Source organism: Candidatus Methylomirabilota bacterium (assembly GCA_036001065.1).
In the GTDB taxonomy this organism is placed as follows: Bacteria; Methylomirabilota; Methylomirabilia; order Rokubacteriales; family CSP1-6; genus MNEF01.
Window position 1 is genome coordinate 1 of record DASYUQ010000128.1, and the last position, 4472, is coordinate 4472.

The 4472-nt window shown below is 71.0% G+C and carries 3 protein-coding genes; all 3 read right to left on the bottom strand.

All coding sequences use genetic code 11. The features are described 5' to 3' along the window. Positions 1-2412 (bottom strand): branched-chain amino acid ABC transporter ATP-binding protein/permease (locus VGV13_12640; GenBank protein ID HEV8641940.1); only part of this gene is annotated, 2412 nt, incomplete at its 3' end. Next, entirely contained in the window at positions 2409-3284 is an 876-nt protein-coding gene (locus tag VGV13_12645; protein ID HEV8641941.1) for a branched-chain amino acid ABC transporter permease, read from the bottom strand. The genes VGV13_12645 and VGV13_12640, both read right to left, overlap by 4 nt. A gap of 768 nt (positions 3285-4052) precedes the next feature. Beyond that, the coding region (locus VGV13_12650; GenBank protein HEV8641942.1) for an ABC transporter substrate-binding protein at positions 4053-4472 on the bottom strand (420 nt) is incomplete at its 5' end.

Genomic DNA, 4472 nt, shown 5'->3' on the forward strand with positions numbered 1-4472 from the left:
GAGGGCGAGGTCGAGGTTGTGCTCGACCAGGAGGATGGCCGTCTCGCCCCGCAGCCCCTGGACGAGCGCGAAGACCTCGCGGACGACGGCCGGCGCCAGCCCCTCGAAGGGCTCGTCGAGCAGCAGCAGCTCGACGTCGCCGACCAGCGCGCGGGCGATGGCCAGCATCTGCTGCTCGCCGCCCGAGAGCGTCTCGGCGCGGGCGCGCCAGCGCTCGCGCAGGCGGGGGAAGTACGCGAGCACCCGCGCCTCGTCCCAGCGCCCGCGGCGGTGGCTGTCGCGCCCCATCCGGCCGACAGCCAGGTTCTCGGCGACCGTCAGGTTGGGGAAGACGCGCCGCCCCTGGGGCGCCAGCCCGATCCCCAGGCGGGCGACGGCCTCGGGCGCGCGGCCCGCGATCTCGTGGCCCCGGAACCGGATGCTCCCGGCGCGCGGGGGCCGGAGCCCCATGATCGTGTTGAGCGTGGAGGTCTTGCCCGCGCCGTTGCGCCCCAGCAGGGCCACGATCTCGCCCGCCCGCACTTCCAGCGAGACCTGGTGGAGCACGTGGCTCTTGCCGTAGAAGGTGTCCACGCCGTCCACCGTCACGAGCGGCTCGCCGCCGGCCGCGCGCGGCGCCGCCGGGGCGGGCGGCGTCTCCCTACCGCCGAGGTAGGCCGCGCGGACCTCCGGATGCGCCTGGATCTCCGCCGGCGTGCCGTCGGCGATGACGCGCCCCAGGTGCATCACGGTGATGCGGTCGCTCAGCGCCAGCACGCGGTCGATGTCGTGCTCGATCAGGACGACGGTCACCGAGCGGGCGAGCGTCTTGATGAACGCCGCCACGCGCTCCCGCTCCGCGGTCGAGAGGCCGGCCAGCGGCTCGTCCAGCAGCAGCACGGTCGGCCGCGTCGCCAGCGCGAGGCCGATCTCCAGGAGCCGCTGGCCGCCGTAGGAGAGGCTCGAGGCCGGCGCCGCCTCCACGCCCTCGAGCCCGATCAGGCGGATGATCTCCCGCGTCTCGGCGCCGATCGCGTCGATCGCCAGCGCGTTGCGCCAGGGGTCGAAGCGCCGGGGGCTGCGCGCCTGCACCGCCAGGCGGATGTTCTCGGCCACCGCCAGCTCCTGGAAGACCGAGACGATCTGGAACGAGCGCCCCAGGCCCAGCGCCACGATCTCGTGCGGCGGCCGCCCCGTGGCCGGACGGCCCAGCACGCTGACCGCGCCGGCATCGGGCGGGACCAGCCCGGAGACCAAATTGAATAGCGTCGTCTTGCCCGCGCCGTTGGGGCCGATGAGGGCCCGCAGCTCGCCGGCGCGGATGTCGAGATCCACACCGTCCACCGCGGCGACCGCCCCGAAGCGCTTGGTGAGCCCCCGCGCCTCCACGAGCACCTCGCCCGGGCGCGGGCGCGCCCGCCCCGCCGGCAGCGCGCCGTCGCCGGCCGGCGCCGGGACGAGCCGGCCCGCCATCGCCGCCAGCGCGGTCGCCTCCGGCCGCACGAGACGGGCCAGGCGGCGGGCGATGCCGAGGATGCCGTCGGGCGAGAAGAGGATGAAGGCCATGAAGAGCAGGCCGAAGTAGAGGAGCCAGTTCTCGGTGTAGCTGGTGAGCATCTCGCGGAAGACGACGAAGAAGGCCGCGCCCACCACGGGGCCGAGGAAGGAGCGCATCCCGCCCACCAGCGTCATGGCCAGGATCTCGCCCGACATCGTGACGTGCACGAGATCGGCGAAGACGAACTGCTTGAGCAGGCAGTAGAGCCCGCCGGCCACGCCGGCGATGCCGGCCGACAGGACGAAGGCGGCCCACTTGTAGCGCCGGGTGTCGTAGCCAACGAAGCTCGCCCGCCGCTCGTTCTCGCGGATGGCCTGGAGCACGGTGCCGAACGGCGCGTGCACGACCCGCCAGACGAACAGCGCGCCCGCGAAGACGACCGCGGCCGTCAGGTAGTAGTAGGCCACCTGGGAGCCCAGGTCGACGCCCAGCAGCGGCGGGCGCACGATGCCGCCCAGCCCGCTCTCGCCCCCGGTCACCGCCGTCCAGCGGTAGACGATGTAGAAGAGCATCTGGGTGAAGGCGAGCGTGAGGAGCGAGAAGTACACGCCGCGGCGCCGGAGGATGAGGAAGCCGAGGACGGCGCCGAGCGCGACGGCGACGCCGGCGCCGGCCGCGAGCGGCGTCCACAGGCCCTTCACGAGGTGGATCTGTGTCAGTGCCGTCGCGTAGGCCGCCAGCCCCACGAAGGCGCCGTGGCCGAAGGAGGCCAGGCCCGTGTAGCCCAGCAGCAGGTTGAAGCCAAGCCCGATGAGGGCGAAGATCGCGATCTCCGTGGCCACCGACACCGTCGTGCCGAGCCAGGGGACGACGAGCGGCAGCACGAGCAGGCCGAGAGCCAGCATCGCCAGCGGGTGGCGCCAGTAGGGAATCACTCGAACTGCTCCCAGCGCTCGCCGAGCAGGCCGCGGGGCCGGAGCAGCAGCACCAGCGCCATCAGGGCGTACATCGACGCCTCGGCGGCCGGCGGCCAGAAGAGCACGGTCAGGCTGCGGATGACGCCGACCAGCAGGCCCCCCACGATCGGCCCCCAGAAGCTACCGAGCCCGCCGATGACCACCACGACGAAGGCGGCGGTGCCGATGTCGGTCCCCATCGCGGGATGGATGCCGGCCAGGGGGGCCGAGAGCACGCCGGCCAGGCCGGCCAGGCCGACGCCGGCGCCGAAAACGCCGGTGAGCACCGGCCGCAGGCTGATCCCGCTGGCGCGCACCATCTCGGGGTCGCGCGTGCCGGCCCGCACGATCATCCCGTACCGTGTCTTCTCCAGGATCAGCCACAGGGCCAGGATGACGAGCGCGGTCACCGCCAGCGCGAACAGCCGGTAGCGCGAGTAGACGAAGTCGCCGGCGGTGACGAAGCCCCCCAGCGCCGGCGGGATGTTGAACGGGAACCCCGTCGCCCCCCACACGATGCGGATGGCCTGCTCGCCCACCATGGCCAGGCCGAACGTGAAGAGCAGGCCCAGCAGGGGATCGCCGCGGTAGAGCCGGCGCAGGAACGCCGTCTCCACCGCCATGGCCAGGAGCGCCACCAGCAGGGGCGAGACGACCAGCGCCCCGCCGTAGCCCAGGTGGCGCTGCGCCTCGATAGCGAAGTAGGCCCCCAGCGCGTAGAAGGCGCCGTGGGCCAGGTTGATCACCCCGCCGATGCCGAAGATGAGCGACAGGCCGAGGGCGAGGGTGATGTAGTAGGAGCCGACGAGGAGCCCGTTCGCGACCTGCTCGAGGATGATCGCCGCCGACACCCGAGAGAGGATACCCTACCACCCAGCCCCGGTTCGACCCGATCTCGCGGGGCCCGGGCGTGTTAGGCAGACACGACAAGATTAGGCTTGCTATCCGTCGCGTCGGCGTCGCCAGCTTCGCGGGTCGCGAGCGCCATGGAAAACGCCGTAGACGATGATCTCGGCTGTCTCCACCTCAAAGAAGACGCAGTAGGGAAACCTCGGCAGCAGCGCCCTCCGCATCGCGGGATCGACAAGTTGATAGGCTTCAGGATGGCGCCGGATGGACGCGAGACAGGTGCTGAGGGCCTCAAGGAACTCGTGAGCGAGGCGGGAACTTTGCTTGTGGTACGCGTCTTACCTTCGGTGTTCGAGCTTGGCCCGTACCTCCCTCCAGGACTTCGCCGCCGAACGATTGCGCGCGTGCGCACGACGACGCCTGGCGAGTTCCCTCCGCTGCGCGTCAGTCACGGGGATGGCTCCCGGCGTTGCCGCAAGGCTGTCCCAGATCTCCTCGATCAACTCCAAGCGATCCTCGGCGCTGAGCGAGAGCGCGTGCTTCAGTATCGTGCTCATGCGTGCATTTTCCGCTGGGAGCTGCGTAGCCCGCAAGCATCAATTTCAGTACGCCTAACTCTTCCATTCATATCCGTCACGTCGGTCGTTGCGTATCGCCTCAGATACCGTATCTCAAAAGCCGCACGATAGTTCTTGGAGAAGGTCTCATCCACGTGGGGCTCGACTGCTCCACCTCCTGCAAGCGCCCCAGTCTGGCGGCCCGGGCGGGCGCTACAGCGCCGGCATGGAGCAGGGGTTCTCGGCCCGGGTCGGCTGGATGAGCTCGAGCGAGTCGCCCCTGGCGGGCTGGGCCTCGACGATGTCGAAGATGTCCCACTGGTCCCGCATCTTGGCCTTGTCCTTCACCCTCACCACGTACATCGTCTGCAAGAGCTGGTGGTCCCAGTCGCGGAACCAGGCCTCCCGGCCCTTGAGCACGTCGAACTTCGCGCCCTTGCCCAGATGCGCCACCAGATCCTGGCTGCGCGTGCTCCTGGTCTCGGCGATGGCCTGCAGCGCGATCCGGACGCCGACGTACTCGCCCCACGCCTGGTTGTCGGGCGGCTTGCCGTTGCGCTTGGTGAAGGCGGCGGTGAACTCCGGCGACCCCGGCTCCTTGAGGTCGTGGTACCAGAGGCTCTGCCAGTAGCC